The sequence below is a fragment of the Zooshikella harenae genome (assembly GCF_018837975.1).
Classification (GTDB): domain Bacteria; phylum Pseudomonadota; class Gammaproteobacteria; order Pseudomonadales; family Zooshikellaceae; genus Zooshikella; species Zooshikella harenae.
Genome location: NZ_JAGSOY010000003.1, coordinates 178,660 through 197,645 on the forward strand (window position 1 = coordinate 178,660; position 18,986 = coordinate 197,645).

At 41.9% G+C, this 18,986-nt stretch carries 17 protein-coding genes and 2 tRNA genes; 16 read left to right on the top strand and 3 right to left on the bottom strand.

Translation table 11 applies throughout. The features are described 5' to 3' along the window. The gene (locus KCG35_RS02605) at window positions 1-726 is read right to left on the bottom strand and encodes a type II secretion system protein N (protein WP_215818105.1); all 726 of its coding nucleotides are present in this window, start codon (window positions 724-726) and stop codon (window positions 1-3) included. 447 nt (window positions 727-1,173) lie between these two features. Here KCG35_RS02605 and gspE point away from each other — a divergent pair, with 447 nt between their 5' ends. The 11 genes from gspE to KCG35_RS02660 all read left to right on the top strand — a co-directional run bounded on the left by gspE (window position 1,174) and on the right by KCG35_RS02660 (window position 9,564). Then, entirely contained in the window at window positions 1,174-2,745 is a 1,572-nt protein-coding gene (gene gspE, locus KCG35_RS02610; RefSeq protein WP_215818106.1) for a type II secretion system ATPase GspE, read from the top strand. A gap of 14 nt (window positions 2,746-2,759) precedes the next feature. Beyond that, the gene (gene gspF / locus KCG35_RS02615) at window positions 2,760-3,977 is read left to right on the top strand and encodes a type II secretion system inner membrane protein GspF (protein ID WP_215818107.1); all 1,218 of its coding nucleotides are present in this window, start codon (window positions 2,760-2,762) and stop codon (window positions 3,975-3,977) included. Between the two features lie 27 nt (window positions 3,978-4,004). After that, on the top strand, window positions 4,005-4,445 hold the full coding sequence (gene gspG, locus KCG35_RS02620; RefSeq protein ID WP_215818108.1) for a type II secretion system major pseudopilin GspG: 441 nt from the start codon (window positions 4,005-4,007) through the stop codon (window positions 4,443-4,445). A 3-nt stretch (window positions 4,446-4,448) separates the two neighbouring features. After that, window positions 4,449-5,009, top strand: a complete 561-nt coding sequence (gene gspH / locus KCG35_RS02625) for a type II secretion system minor pseudopilin GspH (RefSeq protein ID WP_215818109.1) — start codon at window positions 4,449-4,451, stop codon at window positions 5,007-5,009. Next, window positions 4,981-5,379, top strand: coding sequence for a type II secretion system minor pseudopilin GspI (gene gspI, locus KCG35_RS02630; protein ID WP_215818110.1), 399 nt, complete (start codon window positions 4,981-4,983; stop codon window positions 5,377-5,379). Before gspH ends, gspI begins: the two co-directional genes overlap by 29 nt. Then, window positions 5,376-6,113, top strand: a complete 738-nt coding sequence (gspJ, locus tag KCG35_RS02635) for a type II secretion system minor pseudopilin GspJ (RefSeq protein ID WP_215818111.1) — start codon at window positions 5,376-5,378, stop codon at window positions 6,111-6,113. The genes gspI and gspJ overlap by 4 nt, the downstream gene beginning before the upstream one ends. After that, a complete protein-coding gene (gene gspK / locus KCG35_RS02640; protein WP_215818112.1) occupies window positions 6,113-7,294 on the top strand; it encodes a type II secretion system minor pseudopilin GspK in 1,182 nt (393 codons plus the stop codon). The genes gspJ and gspK overlap by 1 nt, the downstream gene beginning before the upstream one ends. A gap of 18 nt (window positions 7,295-7,312) precedes the next feature. Next, window positions 7,313-8,656: a type II secretion system protein GspL gene (gspL, locus tag KCG35_RS02645; RefSeq protein WP_215818113.1), complete on the top strand. Its 1,344-nt coding sequence runs from the start codon at window positions 7,313-7,315 to the stop codon at window positions 8,654-8,656. A gap of 16 nt (window positions 8,657-8,672) precedes the next feature. After that, complete coding sequence (locus tag KCG35_RS02650) at window positions 8,673-9,161, top strand: type II secretion system protein M (RefSeq protein ID WP_215818114.1); 489 nt, start codon at window positions 8,673-8,675, stop codon at window positions 9,159-9,161. A gap of 214 nt (window positions 9,162-9,375) precedes the next feature. After that, a tRNA-Val gene (locus tag KCG35_RS02655) sits at window positions 9,376-9,451 on the top strand. Window positions 9,452-9,487: 36 nt separating this feature from the next. Next, window positions 9,488-9,564, top strand: a tRNA-Asp gene (locus tag KCG35_RS02660). Between the two features lie 394 nt (window positions 9,565-9,958). On the opposite strand, the gene KCG35_RS02665 is transcribed toward KCG35_RS02660, so the two are convergent. Continuing rightward, on the bottom strand, window positions 9,959-10,984 hold the full coding sequence (locus KCG35_RS02665) for an AraC family transcriptional regulator (RefSeq protein WP_215818115.1): 1,026 nt from the start codon (window positions 10,982-10,984) through the stop codon (window positions 9,959-9,961). 115 nt (window positions 10,985-11,099) lie between these two features. On the opposite strand from KCG35_RS02665, the gene KCG35_RS02670 reads away from it, so the two are divergent. The 3 genes from KCG35_RS02670 to KCG35_RS02680 all read left to right on the top strand — a co-directional run bounded on the left by KCG35_RS02670 (window position 11,100) and on the right by KCG35_RS02680 (window position 15,831). After that, complete coding sequence (locus KCG35_RS02670) at window positions 11,100-13,124, top strand: NADPH-dependent 2,4-dienoyl-CoA reductase (RefSeq protein WP_215818116.1); 2,025 nt, start codon at window positions 11,100-11,102, stop codon at window positions 13,122-13,124. A 350-nt stretch (window positions 13,125-13,474) separates the two neighbouring features. Beyond that, complete coding sequence (locus KCG35_RS02675) at window positions 13,475-14,788, top strand: hypothetical protein (protein ID WP_215818117.1); 1,314 nt, start codon at window positions 13,475-13,477, stop codon at window positions 14,786-14,788. A gap of 101 nt (window positions 14,789-14,889) precedes the next feature. After that, a complete protein-coding gene (locus tag KCG35_RS02680; protein ID WP_215818118.1) occupies window positions 14,890-15,831 on the top strand; it encodes a 1-aminocyclopropane-1-carboxylate deaminase/D-cysteine desulfhydrase in 942 nt (313 codons plus the stop codon). Between the two features lie 23 nt (window positions 15,832-15,854). Here KCG35_RS02680 and KCG35_RS02685 read toward each other — a convergent pair whose 3' ends face one another. Next, complete coding sequence (locus KCG35_RS02685) at window positions 15,855-16,847, bottom strand: DUF1853 family protein (RefSeq protein WP_215818119.1); 993 nt, start codon at window positions 16,845-16,847, stop codon at window positions 15,855-15,857. Between the two features lie 243 nt (window positions 16,848-17,090). Between KCG35_RS02685 and KCG35_RS02690 the strand changes: the two genes are divergently transcribed. Together KCG35_RS02690 and KCG35_RS02695 are read left to right on the top strand one after the other, a co-directional pair. Then, window positions 17,091-17,975, top strand: coding sequence for an NAD(+) kinase (locus tag KCG35_RS02690; RefSeq protein WP_215818120.1), 885 nt, complete (start codon window positions 17,091-17,093; stop codon window positions 17,973-17,975). Between the two features lie 13 nt (window positions 17,976-17,988). Further along, window positions 17,989-18,978 carry a metallophosphoesterase gene (locus KCG35_RS02695; protein WP_230408952.1) on the top strand — a complete coding sequence of 330 codons (990 nt, stop codon included), beginning with the start codon at window positions 17,989-17,991 and terminating at the stop codon, window positions 18,976-18,978. Window positions 18,979-18,986: the final 8 nt, after the last annotated feature.

Here is an 18,986-nt window from a genome sequence, read left to right on the forward strand (position 1 = left end):
TTAACCCTCTGTGGAGTTGTTTTCGAGAGCACGCATCCTTTCTCTGAGCTCTTGCATTCGTTGTTTTATCTGAGATTGATCGTAACTCGGTGTATAAATGGGTGCTTTTTCCTTTTCACGTTTAACTGGTGTTGACGGCAGTAATGATGTGGGCTCTGGACGGGAAAAAGCGGAATCTTGAGTAGGTTGTGCAGGAGCTTTGGGTAATTGGGTGATGTTAACTTCAATTGCCTGAAAACGACTTTGCCCATGAGCTTCTGGAAAGTAAAGAGTTTCAAGGACCCCATTTCGAGAAATAACCACATGATCAGAATGCACCTTATCAAGTTGTGCATTGCCTGGTAACGTATCACCTACATAGTAAAGCGCAGTTCGCCGGTCACTTCCTTCAATAATGGCACTGGATAACTTGTCATCCGCATTAGCAAAAGCGCCTTTAAGTATTAAGCGTAGATTAGTTTTAGGAATGTTCTTTTGGACCGTCTGAGCGTCCTCTCCACGGCCAAATAGGAGAGCGACATTTGCAGGATTAATAGCGGCCTTCTGATACTGAGAGGGATTTCGAACAATTTCTGGTTGGAGTGGCTCAGCAACAAGCAGGGTATAGATTGATAAACCTTGGGAAGCAACTGTCATCCCTATTATGGTTAATAGGACGAAGGTGAGCACCGTGATATTTTTAGGGTGCCCCCAGATAAGGTAAGGAGGTAGCGAAGCTGCTTTCATTGCTGATTATTCTATATTCTATAGTGAGCGTTTGTTTGGTAGATGTTGAGTAAGAAGAAAATGTACCACAACAAACGTATTATTAATGACATAATAACAGCAAATGCTTGAAACGGGTCAAGCAAGTAGCTGTAAGACTGTGAAATTTTTAAAAAATATTATTCCCTTAACGGTTTAGTACTCAAAAATAAAGTGACCAAACCTCCAAAATAGGTCTATGACTAAATAGTCTAGTTATAGATTGTTTGCACTTGGTTCACAACTGATGTAAACCATTGGGAACTGTTGGCTTTGTTTAAGACCTAAAAGGAAGCAAATGGTTCAAAGCAGCAGGTGCTCATACTGGCCTTCTCACTAACGATGTCAAGTTAGTGAAATTGGGCATAGATGCTAGTGGCTATCCCAGGCATAATCTTACTATTGATAATCATAATTTCGGGTGGGTAGATGACTGCGCAAGTACAAATCAAGTCAGTCCAAAAAGAGGCTGCGAATGGTGAAAACAAGGAAGTATCGTCGCAGCCAGAGCTAACAAATCAAGAAGTTTCTTTTGAGGAAAAGCGTCTACCTTTTGCGTTTGCTAAAAAATATGGCGTACTTTTTCAAATGCAGGAAGATGGTCATGTACGGGTGTTCCATAAAAAGGGCCTAACCCCCGTGATTGCCGCCGAGCTTAGGCGATATACTGCTTCCAGCATGAGTTATGAATTAGTTGATGAAGACCGTTTTGGTGAGTTGCTTTCTGTCAGTTACCAGAGTGATAGTGGCGCACTGCAAAATGTTGCGGGTATTGGCGATGACATGGACTTGGCCAGTTTGGCTGATCAGGTACCAGAGTCAGAGGATCTGCTTGAGCAAGCGGATGATGCCCCCATTATACGATTGATCAATGCTATTTTATCTGAAGGAATCAAAGAAGAAACATCAGATATTCATATTGAAACTTTTGAAAAGCACCTAGCAGTGCGTTTCAGGGTTGATGGTGTGTTGCAAGAAAAACTTCGACTGAAAAGACAGCTTGCGCCACTGTTGACTTCTCGTATCAAAGTCATGTCCAAATTGGACATTGCTGAAAAACGTGTGCCACAAGATGGACGAATTGCCTTACGGGTAGCGGGTAAAGAAGTAGATGTACGGGTATCTACATTGCCTTCTAACAGTGGTGAGCGAATTGTAATGCGTCTATTAGATAAGTCCGCTGGACGCTTAAACTTAACCCACCTGGGTATGTCTGCAGATGATATGCAGCTAATGAAAACTGTACTGTCGCGTCCTCATGGTATTATCCTTGTCACAGGACCTACTGGGTCTGGTAAAACGACCTCTTTATATGCTTCGCTTTCAACACTTAATGATCAGACTCGCAATATCCTTACTGTAGAAGACCCTATTGAATATAACTTGGAAGGTATCGGTCAAACGCAAGTTAATACTAAAGTTGATATGACCTTTGCGCGAGGGTTGCGGGCTATTCTCCGACAAGACCCTGATGTGGTGATGGTGGGGGAGATTCGTGATACTGAAACGGCTGAGATTGCAGTTCAGGCCAGTTTAACAGGTCACCTTGTACTGTCCACTTTGCACACTAATAGTGCGGTTGGAGCTATTACTCGCTTACAGGATATGGGGGTTGAACCTTTTCTGTTATCCTCAAGTTTGGTGGGTGTTGTTGCGCAACGGCTGGTTCGTCGATTATGTCAAAACTGCAAAGAGCCTTATCGTCCTGATGAAGCTGAATGTTTGCGGCTGCATTTAAATGTTGATGTCCCTCCAGAAATATACCGAGCTAAAGGCTGTGCTGAGTGTAACTATACTGGCTATAAAGGCCGAAATGGGATTTATGAGATAATCCCTGTTGACAGCGAGGTGCGTCGGTTTATTCATAACCAGGCAGGAGAGCAGGAAATCATTGAATACATTCGTATAAGCAGGCCTAGTATTCGAGAAGATGGGCGACGTAAAGTGTTGGCCGGATTGACAACACTGGAAGAAGTTTTAAGGGTAACACAAGAAGATTAACATAAGGTTTAAGTGTGGCCGCTTACGAATATACAGCCCTGAATGCCAAGGGAAAACAAGAACATGGTACATTGGAAGCAGATAGTGCTCGACAGGTTCGACAGCTGCTTAGAGAAAAAAGATTAACACCACTGACTGTTGAAATTGCGTCGCAACAAGAACGTAAAGCGAAGAGTGGTGGAAGCTTGTTAGCAGGAGGAATTTCTACCTCAGCGCTCGCACTGCTTATTCGTCAATTAGCAACACTCATTCAAGCAGCATTACCCATTGAAGAGGCTCTACGGGCTGTTGCTGAGCAGCAGGAAAAACAACGTATTAAAAATGTTGTGCTTTCGGTTCGTTCCAAAGTGTTAGAAGGTTATACCTTAGCACAAAGCATGGAGTGCTTCCCTGGCGTGTTTCCTTCAATGTATTGTGCGACAGTTTCTGCAGGAGAACATGCAGGGTTTTTGGATAAGGTACTTAATCAACTGGCTGATTACTCAGAGTCTCGTCAGCAATCTCAGCAAAAAATTAAAATGGCTTTAGTCTACCCAGCACTGTTAATTATAGCGTCGTTTGGGATTGTTGCGTTCTTATTAGGGTTTGTGGTTCCTGATATAGTTAAAGTCTTTATTGATAGTGGTCAGGAACTTCCTGCACTAACCACAATCTTGATATCATTGAGTGATGTCGTTAAGGACTTCTGGTATCTCATTGTGCTTGCCATCATTGGTTTTGTGGTGGGTACCCGTTACCTGTTAAGCAAGCCACCCATTAAGCTTCGTTTTCACCGTTTTATTTTACGGGTGCCATTGGTTGGTCGCTTGAATCGGCAGATGAATACTGCACGTTTCGCTAGTACGTTGAGTATTTTGACACGAAGTGGAGTGCCCTTAGTTGATGCGTTAAAAATTGCCACAGAGGTGGTTTCTAACCTTTATATAAAACAGGCACTCAGTATTTTGCCTCAACAGGTGAGTGAAGGGGTGAGCTTAACAAAGGCGATGGAGCAGTCAGGTCACTTTTCTCCCATGATGCTGCATATGATTGCAAGTGGAGAGGCCAGTGGGGAACTTGATGATATGCTGGAGCGTACAGCGCGGAGTCAAGAAAATGACTTGGAGAGCCGAATGGCCGTTATAGTTGGTTTATTTGAGCCGTTGACGCTGATGTTTATGGGTGGAATTGTATTGATCATTGTACTTGCAGTGTTATTGCCCATCCTTAACATGAACCAGCTTCTAGGTTAATACAACGAGAATGTAAGGAATGAAACTGTGAGAAGAAATGTTGCAAGGCCGAAGCAGTCAGGCTTTACCCTTATTGAAATTATGGTTGTTGTGGTAATTCTGGGTATTTTGGGTGCGCTTGTTGTACCTAAAATAATGAGCCGTCCTGATCAAGCCAAAGTGACAGTTGCTCGTTCTGATATCGCAAGCATTAAAACAGCACTGGAAATGTATAAGCTTGACAACCATAACTATCCTAGCACTGACCAAGGTTTGGAGGCTCTCGTTAGTAAACCCAGTGGACAGCCTGAAGCGCGTAACTGGAATCCTGATGGTTATTTAGAAAAAATACCTGTTGATCCATGGGGACGTCCCTATCAGTTTCAGGCTCCAGGAAACCATGGCAAGTTTGATCTTTATTCTTTAGGTGCTGATGGTAAAAAAGGTGGTGAAGGTTTTGATACAGACATCACTAGCTGGGAAAGTTAACGAATGAAGTTAATGCCCTCCAAAAAGCCGTTGTCCAAAGGGTTTACACTTGTTGAAATATTAGTAGTCATTGTCATTATTGGTACATTAGTTGGTATAACAGTGGTGAGCCCATTAATGAGTGATGGGGGGCAAAAAGCTTTACAAGACGAGTCCCGACGGTTACAGCAGCTGTTTCAATTAGCTGCTGACCATGCGCTGTTAAAAGGCGTTGAGCTTGGTTTTAAAAGTGATGGTCGTCGTTATGAGTGGTTTCAGTTTAATGAGGATGAAAATGCCTGGCAGCCTATGGAAGAAGGACATTTTCAGCAGTATGAAATACCTGAAGGGCTGACTTTGGATGTAAAGCCTGAAGAGGATCCATTTCTAAACAGAAAATCAACCACGACTAAAGGCAAATCTAAGCAAAAAAAAGATAAAGGGAAAGTAACTCCTGATATCGTTGTTTATAGTGACTCTCAGGTTACACCCTTTCGTATGACTCTCTCCGATGACAGTTCCAAAACACCTTATTATTTAGTCTCTGATGGTTTCAATGGCATTGAAGTTAAAACGGAAAAGTAGGGGATTTACGCTGCTGGAAGTTATGATCGCATTAGCGATTTTTGCTTCGGCTGCAGCTGTAGTTGCGATGTCAGGATCAACTGGGGTTAAGCAGGCAGCTTATCTTGAGGATAAGATCCTTGCTGGTTGGGTGGCTGAAAACTATCTAAACCAATTAAAACTTTCTCGTGAGTGGCCTGATACTGGAGAAAAGCAAACATCAGTACGCTTTGCTGAGCGAGACTGGCAAATCATAGCAGAGACAAAAACAACAGGTCAGGAAGGATTTCGACGCATTGAAATCGCAGTGATTCCTGATCAGGGTGGCAGTGTTAATAAGGAACGAAGTCTTTATCGCATGATTGGTTTCTTAAGGAAGCATAGCGAATGACGACTTTGGTTGTAGCTAAAATAAAGAATATGACACGTAGTGATGGCTTTACTCTTTTAGAGTTGATGATAGCCATTGCTATTTTTTCGATTATGAGTATGGCTGCATACTCACTGTTTCATACAACTGCACGAACGCAAGCTGTTACAGAAAAAAGCCTTAGCCGTCTTAATGAAGTGCAACGTGCTTTTTTGATTATGGAAAAAGATTTTTCGCAGCTGGCACCTCGTCCAATTAAAAGTGAATTAGGGGAGCCACTCCCTGCTTTTGTCGCTAATCAAGGAGGTTACTTAGTTGAATTTACCCGGCAGGGGTGGCGTAATCCTGCCCTGGCTAAACGTAGCGAGTTTCAACGAGTAGCTTACACGCTTGAAGATGACAAGCTAATTCGGCGGTTTTGGTTAGTATTGGACCGCGCACCGAATGCACCTTATAAGGAACAAGTCATTTTAACTGGAGTTAATGGCATTAGTTTTCGCTTTCTCAATCAAGAGCATAATTGGGTTGAAGACTGGGCTGTGGCAAATAATAATACTGGAGCCTCAAACCCCTTTGCAAATAATAACGCTGATCCTAAAGAACTTGTGCCAGGTGGAGTTGAATTGTCTCTGGATGATCCTCGCTATGGCCGAATGGTGAGGTATTTTGTGGGTGTGAGTACGCCGAAACCGCAACAAAATAATCAGATTCCAAATGGAGGAGGTCAATCAGGCTTCTCTGGAGGAAGAGAATAATGTTCAGTAAAAAGCGTATCCCTCTGCCTCCTAAGCGCCAGCGCGGTGTTGCACTAATTTTTGTGATGGTTATTTTTAGCCTAATCAGTGTGATGGTAGCAAAAGTAGTTACAGAACTTCATTTTCAGACTGATCGAACTTCTCACTTTTTAATGCGGAGTCAGGCTCGGGCCTATGCGTTGGCAGCAGAAGACTTGGTTGCTCAATTGCTGCTAGCTGATTTAGAAAAAGATAAAAAAAGCCAGCCTGCTGGAACAAATAACCCCAACCCTACTCCTTCAGGGCCAAATACATCAGCAACCTCTTCCACGGTTGATCACTTAAAAGAACCTTGGAGTCTAATTGATCGATACTATCCTCTCGATGAAATTGAATCAGGCGTGATTGGCGAAAGTAAAGATAAAGACAAAATTAAAGAAGGTGATTACATTTATATTAATGTGATTGACTTGCAAGGCTATATCAATGTGAACTGGCTAGGCTCTGCAAATAAACAGTCTAATAACAATACAAATAATAATAGTACGTCAGGAAACACGAACCCTACACCTGGTAAGTCAAATAAATCAGGAGGGAAGGATTTATTCAATAATTTGATCACTAAACTGGGTCTTAAAGTGCCTTCTCCACAGATAACTGACTGGGTTGATGAAGATGATCAAACCACTCCTGGTGGTGGCTTTGAGGATAACGAATACTTGTTAAATGAGCTACCTTATCGAGCTGCAGACAGGCCAATGAGGTCAATTTCTGAGTTAATGTTTCTTCCTAAAATGGATGCCAAGCTTTATAAGCAACTAGCACCGTATCTTGTGGCTTTACCTGCAGATAGTAAGTTAAACATTAATACTGCCCCCAAAGAAGTTTTGATGTCATTGTTGCCGAATATGCAGGAAGCTCAAGCGGAAGAAATTATTCGCCAGCGAGGTGATAAAGGATTTGACTCAGTCAATAAGCTCACTTCATTGTCTATGTTTGCAGGGCAGGGAAATAAACTAAGTAGTGATGCACTCGTTGTTTCTAGTAACTATTTTTTAGCCGTAATCACCGTTAAGTTTGCTGATGCACGTTATCATATGCTCAGCTATTACAAGCGGGCAGATAAACAAGTTGATATTATTGCCCGGGCAGAGGGCCGCTTGCCAGCACCTTTAATCCAAAATAAACCAAAAAAGACATAATTTAGGCTGTTAATTGGTATGGAACATCACCTTTTTGTACGGATTTTATCTCTACCTAGTGAAGACCCTGCAGATATTGATACTGAGTGGTTGCTGTGTTCCAGTGAAGGTGAGGTTATCAGTGGTCCAGCTAAAGGAAGCTTGTTATCGGTTCAAGAAACGCTCACTGAAGAAAATGCTTTAGGTCAGGCCAAAACCGTGTTTATTTTACCAGGTGATCAGGCACTACTTGTTAAAGTACCTATCAGTGATGCTCAGATGAAACATATAAAGCAAGCATTGCCTTATATGTTAGAAGATCACTTGGTAAACGATGTGGATGATATGCACATTGTCACAAATAGCCAAGTGCATGAAAAGATGCTCCCTGTTGCAGCCATTGCGCATGAGTCAATGAGTAAGCTGTTTGTCGCTATTTCTGATTTAGCACTGAATCCTTATCTCTGTATCTCTGAGGCTCAGTTAGTCAATACAACCTCTTCAGAGGTTATACAAGTAGTTGTTGAGGGTGATAAAGCCTTAATGGCGATTCCTGAAGAAAACTACTTTAGTGTAGATACCTCAATTCTTCCGATGACATTGCAAACTGTATTAGAAAACCCTGCTGAATATCGCATGATTGATGCAGAAGATGATCCGGCATTAGCGATGTCTGTGGGCTTTACAAGGTTAAAAGTAACAGTAGCTAAACCTGTTACCTTAGAAATAAAGCGGCTATTAAAACAATTAGAGCAACAACTGCAGCCATACCAAATTGAGCTAGAGTTTTCTGCTTTAAAGGGCGCTACTTTTCACTACTTATGCCGTAGTTTTTTGCAAAGTCAGAACCGTAATAAATTTATTAACTTATTTCAAAGTCAATATGCTGTTAATGCAGACAGTAGTGCTGGGTTTGCGAAGTGGAAAAGTGTTATTTACTTGGCTGCGGGATGGGTTGTTGTTTCGTTGGGTCTGCATTTGGGGCAGGCAATATACTTTGGCCAGCAAAGTGAAGCCTTGCATCAACAAGCTGAAGAAATATTTCGCTCAATATACCCTAATGCACGAAATGTTTTTGATCTTAAAGACAGTATGACGAGTCGGATGAAACAGAATGCTTCTGTGGGGGGAGAAGGGGCTTTTATTAAACTACTGGTTGATGTTTCATCTGTTACCCAGCAACTGGGAAGTCAGCAAATAAAACCTAAAAGTTTAGATTTTAATAGTTCTGGGAATTCTTTAATGCTTGAAGTGAATGCAAAGAACTATGAAGTGTTGGATGCTTATGTCAATCAATTAAAGCAGCGTGGTATGAGTGCCAAACTAGAAACAGCGAATCAAGAAAAAGAGACTGTTTTAGCACGTATTAATATTCAAGCTTAAAAGGTAGATTGATAGCATGGCATCACCTTTCGTGGAAAAAATAACTGCACAGATAAATGCAATGCCTGAACGAGATCGACGTGCTTTGTTGATTATGGTTGTTGCTGTCACTTTGACTGTTGTTTATATGTTAATTTGGGATCCTGTTATGCAGTGGTCTGAAGAGTCACGAAAGGAGTATCATTCAAACATGGATACGCTGGCTTTTATTCAGGCAAATGAGCAGGCTGCAAGACAAAGTGCAAGTCAGGGGGGGCTGCAAGTCTCACAGGATAAACTTTCTGCTATTGTAACTGGCGCAGCTAGACAGCAAGGTATTAAATTAAGCCGAGTGCAACCTTCTAATGAGGGGGTGACAGTATGGATGGATAAGGTTGCTTATCAGAAACTGTTGGCTTGGGTCATTAACTTACATAACCAATATCATTTTACTATCGAGAAAATTAGAGTTGATGCTCAGGATGAGGCTGGAATGGTAAGGGCATATCTGAGTATAAGGTTGTAAAACTTAGTAGGTATCTGTTTTTTCCATCAAGTTGGCTTTCTTTATAGGAATGATTATACAATCACTGTTGTTTGTATGTAAGGCAATTGTTTTATAATGTTGGGTATTAATCTTGCTGCATTGTTTAGTGACTTTTCTTACCAATGTTGGTTGTATCGCAACATATAAACTATTGACTCTGAAAAAAATACCAGTAGAATGCGCATCACCTGTCGGGCAGGTAGCTCAGCTGGGAGAGCATCGCCCTTACAAGGCGAGGGTCGGGGGTTCGAACCCCTCCCTGCCCACCACGTCAGGTAATAGAATGAGTGACAATATGAAATTGTGGAGCGGTAGTTCAGTTGGTTAGAATACCGGCCTGTCACGCCGGGGGTCGCGGGTTCGAGTCCCGTCCGCTCCGCCATATCTTCAAGTACTCTGTGAGCTGACAAAGAGCTCACACATTTCAAGTTAATTTTCTCTTCTGATAAATCTCTCAAACTTTAATTATCTAAGCTTCTTTCGTTAGGCTATTCTAAACAATGGCTTAATTATTGCCTTGCTTTATCTGCTTATTTCCATTTAGGGGTATTTATTACACCTTGAACTTGCGTTTTCCTTCATAGGGCTACTCATACTTGAGGGTGAAATGTAAAGCGTAGAACGTATTCCTAAAGAAAAGTCTTGAATTTTTTTTGCACTAAAAGAGGGCGCAGAATGGAAGATTATGTTGAGGAATTGTTAGAGCAACAGCAGCAAACAGAAGACTGGTTTGAGCTAGCAGAGCAGCATGAAGCACCTGTTGATGACCCTTTGGATTATGAAGAGTGATGTAGTTCTATTTGACGTACTTGACCAGGAGTTTTTGTTGTCCAACGTTTAAAGGCTCGCTGAAATGCCTCTGGGGATGAAAACCCTAAAAGATAAGCAATTTCTGAAAAGCTAAGTGGTGTTTCTTTTACATAATTAAGTGCTAAATCTAATCGAGTTTGATTAAGTAGTTTTTGAAAGGAAGTACTTTCCTCGTTAAGTTTACGGCGAAGTGTCCATTGCGATAGACCTAGTTGGGCTGCTGTGAGCTCTAATGTAGGCTGACCGCCATGCAGTTCTCGTGAAAGAATACGAACCACACGTTCTTGCCACCGAGCAGAAAAGGTGAGTTGTTTTTTCTTTTGCTCACATGTTGCCAGTAGAGAGTTATACATTACTTGATGTTTAAAGCGATTATATTTTGTAAGTGATGATGTAGAGATGACTAATTTATTGAATGGTTGAGAGAAGTGGACTGGACACTTAAAAAATTGCTTAAACTTATTTGCATAGGCTGGAGCTGGAAACTCAAAAAATACCTCTGCTTGAAGCTGCTCAGGTTTAGCCAGCCAACGCAAAGTCTGTAGCCAGCTGAGTAAAACAGACTCAACAATAAACAGGTTATAAATAGTATAAGGAGAGATACTGTAAAAATTTATATTACAGCTGTCTTCTGTGTGATCAAGGGTTGATTCTCCGCGTACACTTTCACTGGTTAAGCATTCATAGTCTATGAGTGCTGTTATAGCCAACTTTATGTTAGGTGCACTCAGTGCTAATAAGCCTGCTAGCCCCCACTGTTGGATGGGTGCGTGTTTTCCCATAAGTAACCCAAGACCAGGTTCTTGGGTTAGTGTAATTGCTGCTGCCCCTAGACGCATAAACCGAGCAATACTGACTTGCTGTTGTTCATCATTCAGTTCTGGAAGTGATAGCCCAAACTCTCTCAACAAAGGCTCTGGCTTTTTTCCGCAGTGATGAATCGCATTTACCAGCGTTTCTATATAGGTCACTGAAACATTGCCTAGTTTCATCAGTACCTGCTCATCATGGTCAATAAAGTGTCATTCTTAATCATTGTCGGCATTATAAGACAGATTTATGGTATGCCGCAGAAAAACGATTATGAATGCCTGATTAGGAGTGATCATGAATCAACATTACCCTCACTTATTAAAACCGCTTGATTTAGGGTTTACCACGCTAGCGAACCGTGTGTTAATGGGGTCTATGCATACAGGGTTAGAAGAGCGTCCAAATGGCTTTGAACGACTTTCTGCTTTTTATCGGGAGCGGGCGTTAGGCGGTGTAGGATTAATTGTGACAGGAGGCATCAGTCCAAATGAGGTTGGTGCTGTGTTAAAGGGAGCCGCCAAATTAACCAGTGCTAAAGAGGTGAGTCAGCATAGACTGATAACCCAGGCAGTCCATGAGGTGGGCGGAAAAATATGTATGCAGATTCTTCATGCGGGACGTTATGCATACAACCCAGCTAATGTCGCTCCCTCTGCTATACAAGCGCCGATTAATCCTTTCAAACCTCATGCCTTAACTTCAGATGAGGTTGAACAGCAAATTGCTGATTTTGTTCAGTGTGCTCAGTTAGCAAAAGAAGCGGGATACGATGGTGTAGAAATCATGGGGTCAGAAGGTTACCTGATTAATCAGTTCATCGTTGCTGCGACGAATCAAAGAGAGGATGAGTGGGGTGGGGCTTTTAGTCAACGTATCAGGTTTCCTGTTGAAATAGTTCAGCGCACTCGCGAAGCAGTAGGAGAAGACTTCATCATCATTTTTAGGTTATCCATGTTGGATTTAGTACCAGGAGGAAGTCAGTGGGATGAGGTCGTTATGCTTGCTCAAGCTATTGAACAAGCAGGTGCAACACTAATTAATACAGGCATTGGTTGGCATGAAGCAAGAGTACCGACTATAGCGACAATGGTTCCTCGGGGAGCATTTGCCGAAGTTACAGCAAGATTACGTCCCTCTGTGACTATTCCTGTGATCGCAACTAACCGAATCAATACTCCTGAGATTGCAGAGCATATTTTGGCGAGTAACCAGGCCGATATGGTTTCTATGGCACGTCCCTTTCTAGCAGATGCAGACTTTGTCAATAAAGCGGCTGAAGGACATTCAAATCTTATTAATACGTGTATTGCTTGCAACCAAGCTTGTCTTGATCACACCTTTCAAATGAAGCTGACTAGCTGTTTAGTTAATCCACGGGCTTGCCATGAAACAGAGCTTGTCATTCGTCCCGTTAATGGTGCCGCAAAGAAAATAGCGGTAGTTGGTGCTGGCCCTGCAGGTTTGGCCTTTGCATGTACCGCAGCAGAGCGAGGTCATGAGGTAACGCTTTATGAACAAAGTGATCAAATTGGTGGGCAGTTCAATTTGGCAAAGCAAATACCAGGCAAAGAGGAGTTTCATGAAACATTAAGGTACTTTGCTCAGCGCATAAAGTTAGCAGGTGTTAGCGTGAAAACGGGAATGTTTATTAAGGCCGACGACTTAATTGAACAGCAGTTTGATGAAGTTGTTTTAGCTACAGGCGTTTCTCCTCGAACCCCTGAAATTCCAGGTGTTGATCAATCCTTGGTCATGAGTTATCTGGATGTGATAAAAAACCAGAAACCTATTGGTAATAACGTGGTAATTATTGGTGCAGGAGGCATAGGTTTTGATGTGGCGGAATACATAACTCATAAAACTCAAGGTGATACTGAACCTCAGGCATTTTGCCAAGAATGGGGAATTGATCTTTCTGTCAGTGAGCGAGGAGGTATTTTAGCCTCAGATCATCTTCGTCCAGAACGTAAGGTCTTTTTGTTGCAGCGGAAAAAATCCAAAGTGGGTAAAAACCTAGGTAAAACAACAGGGTGGATTCACCGAGCCCAGCTCAAGCAGCGTGGAGTTAATATGCTGAATGATGTGCAGTATGAACGAATTGACGCTAACGGTATTCATGTAACAGTGGGGGGGAATCCATCTTTTATTCCCGCTGATTCGATTATTATTTGTGCTGGCCAAGACTCTGATCAGACTCTTTATCAACCTTTAACATCTGCTGGCATTAGTGTGCACCTAATAGGTGGGGCAGATAAAGCTGCAGAGCTGGATGCTAAGCGTGCGATTGCTCAGGGGACAGAGTTAGCTGCTACATTATAGAACTGCAAATAAAGGTTAATTAAAACAGAGTGTTAAGACACTTGTTTGAATTATTTACCATTTAGCTGTCGATAACTGGTTGTTTTTTAAACGAACTATTGCAATGGAAGTCACATTTTTTGTGCAGCAGTTTCACTACAATGAGGCGAACGTGCAAAGCTAACTATTTGAAAAATAGAAATAATTTTGCATGTTATTATTTCGATTAGTTCTCGGAGTGACCGAGAACTAATCTATAAAAATGAATGGCTTGTTGTTTTTTTAAACCTAGCTATTTCATTGGTGTAGTGAGACATTATGATAAAAAGCTGGTATTACCTATTTTTTGTACAAGGTAAAAGGAGTTCGCCTTGAAAAAGTTCGCCGAAGCAGTCATGTTTTTCAATACAAAAGGCATTTGCAAACAAATGCTTATGTCTGAGTTTGAGGCAGTTCTTGATGGTGTTGTTCATGTAGAAGAATTTAAAACTCAAACAGTTAAAGGTGCCTATGTGCAGATTGATGCAAATTTGCATGTAACAGCCATTGTTTTATTCCTCCTGGACTTTGATCGAGAGGGTATGGCTGATCGTAGTTGGAATGTGCCATTAAAGCATATGTCTTCTGTAGCTGATAAAGGCCCTAACTTAGGTGCAGGCCCTATTCGACTGGCAACTCGAACTAATTGTCCCGTGAACTGGCATCATTCAAGCTTGTGGGATTACCGTCAAAATGCGTCAGTCAATGAGTTAGTGCTGATCAAGGCTGCAGCTAAACGCAATCGGTTGCGTCTTTTTACAGATACGAATAGCACTCCTGTCGTTAAGTTAGTTCAAAACAATGAGCCAGAGCCAACTCAGTTAGCAGCTGCCCGTGCTATCAAGGCTGTTAAGCTACATGAAGAAAAACTGGTTAAATTAGCATCACAAAGCAAAGAAGAGATTGCTCGTCTTAAGCAGCAGTTTAGCCATGAACTTGCACGTTATAAGCAAGAGTTAGTGTTAGCAAAGCAGGCTAATGAACAGCTGGCGAATAAAAATCGAGCATTGGTTATGAAGCTCGAAAACCAAAAGCAGCAGTTTCAAGAAAGCCGCAATGAAATGACTCAGCTGCTAAAAGAAATTGAGCAGCAAAGTCGTGCAGAGCTGGCGACGATGCAGCAGCAATTAGAGTTTCAGATCAGGACTAAAGTACGTTCTGCAACCCAAGAGTTAAAAGAGCAGCTTCGCGCTAAAGAAGTAGAGCAAGAGTACTTAGAAGAGCTTGATAAGCAACAGCAAATAGAAATAAAAGATTTACATAAAGAGATCGCGCGTTTACAAAGTGGTAGTCCACACCAGTTACTTGATCAGTTAGCTGCAAAAGGGGTGATATTTGTTGCCTATCATCCAGGCGTAGGGCATGTCACCATTCCACTTAACGAAGTGGAACGCTACTTAGAAGACAATATTGCTTATGTGGCTACAAAGTGTTTTGTAAGCAAAGAGCACTATTTAAAGTGGCGTCGTCATTATGAGTCTTCACGATGTGAAGCGGTTGGTGAAGATGGTAAGAGCTGTGGTAAATCAGTCAAGCGTATTGATATGCCAGGACAATTTATTGATGGAGACTCAAACCGCTGTGAAACCCATAAAAATGATAAGGATTCTGCTCCCAATAATGTAACGGATTTACAGCTGGCTTAATTTAGAAGTACATAATTAAGTCAGCATCTTGGGTGTACTTATGGTAATACGAGTTGCAGTGCATATAATGGGATTTTTAGACCCTGTAAATATTTCCGGTTATGTGCACTGACATTTTTGACACTCAGTTTTCCTTTAAAACGCCTCATATTCAATCCTTTCCTCATCCTTTAGCACTTGAAAAAAATATTCAGCTTAATGTGCTGCGCTTGGACTTAGTACACCCAAAGATTTCTGGGAATAAATGGTATAAGTTGAAATATAACCTTAAATCTGCAATTTCGAGTGGTGCTGACTGTGTTGCCAGCTTTGGTGGCGCTTATTCGAACCACATTCATGCCTTGGCAACAGCAGGTTCATATCTGGGCTTTGAAACAGTGGGTTTTATTCGTGGACAGCAACCTAAGGTGTTATCGCCCACACTTAAAGATGCTACAAAGATGGGGATGCGGCTTATTTATTTGGACCGGGTGACTTACCGTGAAAAACATCTGGTTGAAAAGCAAAGCGCATTGGCTCATCAGTTTCTTAGTAACGCAAATACTGTTTACTGGGTACCAGAGGGGGGAAGTAATTTATTGGCAATAAAGGGTACACAGGAAATTACAGAATATGAGCATGTAAAACAATTTGATTATATTTTTGTGGCATGTGGTAGTGGAGGCACTCTAGCTGGGTTAATTAAAGGGGCTGAACTTCAGCAACAGGTTATTGGTGTGCCTGTACTTAAAGGTGGAGGATTTCTTCAGAAAACAGTTGAAGGCTTTTTATGGGATTCAGGGCTTCGTGAAAAAAAACAGTGGCAACTATGGTTAGATGGTCACTGGGGAGGCTATGGTAAAACAAGTGATCAGCTACATCAGTTTATTTTATCTATTGAAAAAGACTTTTCTTTACCATTGGACCCTATTTATACAGGTAAACTTGTTTGGCGTGTAATTGAAGGTATAAGGCATGGTGAAATACTTTCAGGAAGTCGAGTACTGATTATACACAGTGGTGGATTGCAAGGGCGCAGAGGGTTTCCACAATACTATAGCTGATGTATTTAAGGATTTTAGTGCGATTACTTTGCCTGCGAGGCAGCCAAAGCCTTATCTGGCCAGTGGTCACCAACAACAAAAAAACGTCTTACCTCATTAAAAAAATTACTATCTTGATAACAGACTGCTATTAACTGTGGTGGTTGAGCCAACGCAAACCGTTGTTGCATTGATTTATGTAAAGCGGTGTCATTTATAAAACCTTTTACTTCGCTCGTAACTGGGCGATGAACAGGGGATAGCCACTCTAGTTTGGCAAGAGGAATATACACCAGTTGTCCTTTTATTTTGTACGACTTAGTGAGGCTAGCTAAATAGTCCGTTAATTGGCTTACCGTTACCCAGTCCCCTGTAAGATGTTGAGGGTTAGCTTGTATTGGTGGGGGGCAAAATTGTCTAAAAGGGTAAAATAAATAACCTTGTAACACGCCATCTTTAATAGGTTGTTTTCCTTGTAATGGATGTTCTGACTCATCAGTTATTTTGTTTAAAAATAACTTTGATTCTGGATTGTCACCAAGCCTTAACTGCTTATCCAGCATTTTATTGACTTTAATATCAAGTCTATCTTGACAGTTAGGTCCCACCCATTGATCCCATGAGCTTACTTTTTGTTTTGATTGATTGGGTACTCCTAAATAAAATTTAACAGCAAGTTCACAATGTATCCAGTGATTTACTGTTTGGTCAAAGTAGAGTAAATCAAACTCACCTAATGTTCGGGTTGCAGAGTGAATGGGAATATTATGCTTAAGAATAGTAACTTCGGGCTGGTTTTTTAATAGAGTGCGAAATAGCGATTCATAATAGTGCCCTAGACGGTAGTTTTGTTTTTTTTGTAACTCAAGCTGAAGTATTTCTAGTTGCTCTTGTTGCCAAGTAACTACTTGGTTCCTAAAGGGGGTTTCTACAAGATAGGGGGCTGTTTTATTAGTGCGCTTAGATGAGAGTAGAATAACTGGAGAATGATTAATCCACTGTAAATCTTGGCATAATTGCGTGGTTCGATAGGTCATTAGCAATCAATATTTTTTAGGCAAGTAAGGCAGTTGTACCAATGGCTGAGGTTTTATGTGTGCAGGGTATATTATGCATATACTGTTTATTTTGCCTATAGATTAAGAATACTTAGCAAAGTAAGTACACGAAACAAAGCGTAATATTTCAGGTTTTGGGAGCAAGTATTCCTAGACTGTAGACATTGTGCGTTAAGCCAGTGACAATCAGTCAAAACAAGCAGCCTGTTATCACGGAGTGTTATGGAGCAATTTAAGCATGTCGGTGTTATTGGTCGCCTAGGCAGTGCAGAGGTCGTTGAGACACTGAAACGATTGAAAAAATTTCTGCTCTCTGAGGGGGTTCATGTCATCTTGGACAAGCCTCTTGCTGATGTTTTACCTGGGCATGGGCTTCAAGTGTGTAGCCACAATATGATGGGCGAGATATGTGACCTTGTAGTGGTCATTGGTGGGGATGGTAGTATGCTGGCAGCGGCAAGAGCGCTAGCACGCTATCGTGTTCCTGTACTTGGCATTAACCGGGGGCGGTTGGGCTTTTTGACAGATATTCATCCTGATGAGATCGAGCAGCGAGTTGGCGAAGTCTTGGCTGGTAAATATATCATGGAGAGCCGCTTCTTGTTGCAAGCTGTTGTTAAGCGCCAAGGTCAACCGATAGGTCAATCAGATGCGTTGAATGATGTAGTACTACATCCAGGTAAAGTCGCTCGCATGATCGAGTTTGAGGTCTACATTGAGGGGCAGTTTGTCTATAGCCAGCGAGCTGATGGCCTGATTATTTCGACCCCTACAGGTTCAACGGGCTATTCCTTATCCGGTGGTGGACCAATCATGCACCCCAAACTTGATGCGATTGTAGTGGTACCTATGTTTCCCCATACCTTAACTAGCCGTCCACTAGTGGTTGATGGCAATACCGAAATCAAAATTGCGATTAGCGGGCATAATACGACCTATCCACAAGTTATTTGTGATGGCCAAGTGCATATTCCAGCATCACCCTCTGATACCATTACTGTGGCTAAAAAACCGCAGCGTCTAAAACTCATCCATCCCTTGAACCACAATTATTATGAAGTGTGTCGACGTAAATTAGGGTGGGGTAATCGCTTAGGAGAGGGGTGAGGTTGAGGTTAATATGAGTTGGATTATGGCAGATACTGCTGATGGGTATGACTTAATTGGTGATATTCACGGCTGTGCCCGCGCGTTAGTGTTGTTGTTAAAAAAATTGGGCTATCGTCAGTATCGTGGTTGCTTTCGACATCCTCGACGCAAAGTGATTTTTATGGGGGATATTGTTGATCGTGGTCCCCGTATTCGTGATGCCTTACATATTGTTAAAGACATGGTTGACCATGATCAGGCTCATATCGTCATGGGGAATCATGAATTTAATGCCTTAGCTTACTGTACCCCAGCACTTGAAGGTACTGGCCGATCGTTCTTACGTGAACATAACCCTCGACACCACCGGTTAATTGCAGAAACTTTAGAGCAATTTGCCTGTCACCCTAAAGAGTGGCAGATGTTTTTACAGTGGTTTAAAGAGCTACCCTTGTTTTTAGAGTTTGCGCGATTTCGGGTGGTACATGCCTGCTGGGATCAACGACTGGTTGAAGCTTTTTGGGCACGCTATCAGCGAGCAACCATTGACGATGACTTTTTACATCAAACTGTTAATTCACGAAGCTTTGAGAAGTACTGTATTAGTCGTCTTATTCGTGGCATTGATATTCCTCTGCCTAAAGGCGTAAAAATTGAAAGTAAAGATGGCTATATTCGTAGTCGCTTTCGTGCACACTTTTGGCATCCTGATCCAGAAACATATCAGGATGTTGTATTTCAGCCAGACCCATTACCACCCGCAGTAGCTGAAGAAACACTCACTGCTGAAGACAAAAACCGTTTGTTTGTTTACGAGTTAAACGAAAAGCCTTTATTTGTTGGTCATTACTGGCAAATGGGTGTACCACACCCCATTCGACCAAACATCGCATGTCTGGATTACAGTGCAGTCAAATACGGCAAGTTAGTGGCTTATCGTATGGATAATGAAACCGTACTGGATAAGAAGAAGTTTGTGTGGGTTGAAGTGGAACCGCGAAGCCCTTTTGTGCCTCGCTAACAGGAAGA

What these genes read in the sequence shown, in the direction of transcription:
- KCG35_RS02605 (WP_215818105.1), bottom strand. Translation starts at nt 726, where the DNA reads ATGAAAGCAGCTTCGCTACCTCCTTACCTTATCTGGGGGCACCCTAAA.
- gspE (WP_215818106.1), top strand. Translation starts at nt 1,174, where the DNA reads ATGACTGCGCAAGTACAAATCAAGTCAGTCCAAAAAGAGGCTGCGAAT.
- gspH (WP_215818109.1), top strand. Translation starts at nt 4,449, where the DNA reads ATGAAGTTAATGCCCTCCAAAAAGCCGTTGTCCAAAGGGTTTACACTT.
- gspI (WP_215818110.1), top strand. Translation starts at nt 4,981, where the DNA reads ATGGCATTGAAGTTAAAACGGAAAAGTAGGGGATTTACGCTGCTGGAA.
- gspJ (WP_215818111.1), top strand. Translation starts at nt 5,376, where the DNA reads ATGACGACTTTGGTTGTAGCTAAAATAAAGAATATGACACGTAGTGAT.
- gspK (WP_215818112.1), top strand. Translation starts at nt 6,113, where the DNA reads ATGTTCAGTAAAAAGCGTATCCCTCTGCCTCCTAAGCGCCAGCGCGGT.
- gspL (WP_215818113.1), top strand. Translation starts at nt 7,313, where the DNA reads ATGGAACATCACCTTTTTGTACGGATTTTATCTCTACCTAGTGAAGAC.
- KCG35_RS02650 (WP_215818114.1), top strand. Translation starts at nt 8,673, where the DNA reads ATGGCATCACCTTTCGTGGAAAAAATAACTGCACAGATAAATGCAATG.
- KCG35_RS02665 (WP_215818115.1), bottom strand. Translation starts at nt 10,984, where the DNA reads ATGAAACTAGGCAATGTTTCAGTGACCTATATAGAAACGCTGGTAAAT.
- KCG35_RS02670 (WP_215818116.1), top strand. Translation starts at nt 11,100, where the DNA reads ATGAATCAACATTACCCTCACTTATTAAAACCGCTTGATTTAGGGTTT.
- KCG35_RS02680 (WP_215818118.1), top strand. Translation starts at nt 14,890, where the DNA reads ATGTGCACTGACATTTTTGACACTCAGTTTTCCTTTAAAACGCCTCAT.
- KCG35_RS02685 (WP_215818119.1), bottom strand. Translation starts at nt 16,847, where the DNA reads ATGACCTATCGAACCACGCAATTATGCCAAGATTTACAGTGGATTAAT.
- KCG35_RS02690 (WP_215818120.1), top strand. Translation starts at nt 17,091, where the DNA reads ATGGAGCAATTTAAGCATGTCGGTGTTATTGGTCGCCTAGGCAGTGCA.
- KCG35_RS02695 (WP_230408952.1), top strand. Translation starts at nt 17,989, where the DNA reads ATGAGTTGGATTATGGCAGATACTGCTGATGGGTATGACTTAATTGGT.